Here is a 2,542-nt window from a genome sequence, read left to right as displayed (position 1 = left end):
CAGATGCCACACTGGAAAAAGGGGTTTATCTGAAGAAAGATCCCCGCAATAGTTCCCTCTTTATTGAGCGCAGCCACAAACGCTTAGGTAGCACCCCCGCTGCCCGTGCAGATGAAACCCTTAAACAACTAACAGAAGAAGAGTTGAAGCAATTCAACAGCAAAGGCGCGGTCAAGATTAATGCCTATGTCAACAAATCTGAAATTGTAAAAATCACGTCCTGGACGGAGTGAACAACGTATTACACTGTATGTAATCGCCCAAACCGGAGAGAACCGATGCCACAGACACAACAAGCTCCGCACATCACCGAAGCCGAGTATCTGGAAGGTGAGAAAAGCGCCAAAGAGCGTCACGAGTACCTCGATGGCAAGGTGTACCTCATGGCAGGCGCCAGCAAACGCCACAACAAAATTACCCTGAATGTCGTGCGCAGCCTGCCCCTGCAAAACAGGGATGGCACACCCTGTGACATCTACAGTGCGGACATCAAGGTACGGGTCAAACAAGGGCGGGCTTACTACTACCCCGATGTGCTGGTGAGCTGCGCGCCGGATAATACCGATGAGTATTACCTGGAATCGCCCTGCCTGGTCGTTGAGGTCACTTCCAAATCAACAGAGTGGAAGGATTACAACGAAAAGCTGGTGGCATACCAGTCCATTCCCTCCCTACAACATTATCTGGTCGTGGCGCAGGAAAAGGTGTCGGTCACGCATTTCTACCGCGAACCGGATGGCTCATGGTGGGTGAATACCTGTGAATCGCTGGAAGATGAAATTTCCCTGGTGTGCCCAGAAACAAACCTGACCGTGCAGGCTATTTATCAGGGCGTCAATTTCGATGGGGCTGATGCCTGAACAAAGGTGCTCAGGCAAAACACGCACCCCACACAAACGGCATGAAGGCACGGGCGAAGAGCCAGCCTCCCTACAAGTTTTCCATCTTCCACCCTTCCACTGTCTTCTGCTCACTGCTGAAATTGATACCGACCAGCACCTTCATGCGCGGGTCAGCACGGTATTTTTCCGCGTAGCCTTTGTCTTTGATCTGCGCCAACGCCTTGTCAGCCGTTTTATCCAGCTTGAATTCGATCACATAAATATGTGTCGGGGTCTTCACCACGCAATCCAGCCGCCCATCATTCGTGTTGACTTCGCTTTCGCTGTATTGCCCCAGATAGAAAAACACCAGGTAAATCAGGCTATGGTAGTAGTGTTCCGCATTGGCAATGAAAATTTGCGAAGGGATCGTCTTGAAAATGCTTTTCACCAGCGTGACCACCTGTTTCAGATCATTGGCGGCGAAGGCCTGGTGCAATTCCACCGCCATTGGAGTGCTCATCGGTGTATGCAGGCAGCGTAAATCGCTGATGATGTAATCCAGCAGGGATTCACGCACCTCACGATTGGGGTAGTCCAGGGTGTACAGGCCAAATTCCTGTTTAGCCTTGATGGTCAGATAACCCGTTTGAAACAGGATGGGAATCGCTTGTAAATAATCAATGTCGTAGCTGGAAAAGGTGCGCTCATGCACGGTGAGGTTATCAAGCTTGTACAGGTTCTGTTCACGCAGCAGTTTCAGCAAAAAGGTCGGCGTACCGGTTTCGAACCAGAAATTACGAAACTCTCCGGCACGAAAAAAACTGAGGATCGAAAACGGGTTGTATACCCGTGTTTTGCCATCCCAGCTATAGCCGTTGTACCACTCGCGCAGTTGTTCCAGCAGCGTGGCTCTATCACAGGCCTGACAATCGGCAGCCTCCTGTAAATAGGCGGTAAAATACTGTTCCAATTCCAGCTGCGTGTAACCTGTCAAGGCAGCAGCTTCGCGTACAAACGTCAGGTCAAACAGGTGATTGAGATCGGAGAAAATCGACACCTTGCTGAATTTCGATACCCCAGTAATCAGTAGGAATTGCAGGTAGGGGTCACAATCCTTGACCACCGAGTAAAAGGTCTTCATCACCTGCTGGTTGGCCCTGGCCAGCGGGAGGTCGTCGAGGTAGTCAATCAGCGGTTTGTCGTATTCATCGATCAGCACAACCACCTTGCCATCACGTTGCGCCAATTTGCGGATCAACTCGTCAAACATCACAGCAATGCTGGCTTGTTGGGTGAAACTGACCCCAAAGGCTTCCCCCTGCGCCAGCAGTTCCTGGCGAATGGCCTGCTCCAGCCCCAGCTCGCGGTAGCCCATACTGCTGAACGACAAGTGGATAACCGGGTGCACCTTGTTCCAGTCCCACTGGTCTTCCATCCACAACCCCGTGAACAGCTCGCGCCTGCCTTCGTAAATAGCGCGCAGGGTGGAAAGCGTCAGTGATTTGCCAAAGCGGCGCGGGCGTGACAGGAAGTAATACTTGCCCGTGCTGATCAGCCGGTGAATTTGTCGGGTTTTATCCACATACAGCATATTGCGGGTGCGTAACTCGCTGAAACTTTGGATACCGATAGGCAGATTGACTAAGTTCGCCATGCGCTCAGGCCTGTTGAGGTGATGCGCCAAGTATAGCATGACAAGCTTGCCAACCTCGCCAGCC

The 2,542-nt window shown here is 51.7% G+C and carries 3 protein-coding genes; 2 read left to right on the top strand and 1 reads right to left on the bottom strand.

Going from position 1 to position 2,542, the window contains the following annotated elements; all coding sequences use genetic code 11:
- Together VSS37_RS08065 and VSS37_RS08060 are read left to right on the top strand one after the other, a co-directional pair.
- Positions 1-233, top strand: a 233-nt coding sequence (locus VSS37_RS08065) for a hypothetical protein (protein WP_324694323.1), incomplete at its 5' end; no start/stop codon positions are given.
- Positions 234-278: 45 nt separating this feature from the next.
- Positions 279-860 (top strand): Uma2 family endonuclease, encoded by a 582-nt coding sequence (locus tag VSS37_RS08060; protein WP_324694322.1) that lies wholly within the window; start codon positions 279-281, stop codon positions 858-860.
- 70 nt (positions 861-930) lie between these two features.
- Here the strand turns inward: VSS37_RS08060 and VSS37_RS08055 are convergent.
- Positions 931-2,542 (bottom strand): PD-(D/E)XK nuclease domain-containing ATP-binding protein (locus tag VSS37_RS08055; protein WP_324694321.1); only part of this gene is annotated, 1,612 nt, incomplete at its 5' end.

The sequence above is a fragment of the Candidatus Thiothrix phosphatis genome (genome assembly GCF_035668035.1).
Taxonomy (GTDB): Bacteria; Pseudomonadota; Gammaproteobacteria; order Thiotrichales; family Thiotrichaceae; genus Thiothrix; species Thiothrix phosphatis.
Note: the sequence above shows the minus strand (reverse complement) of the source record. Positions and strands in the feature narration are given on the sequence as shown.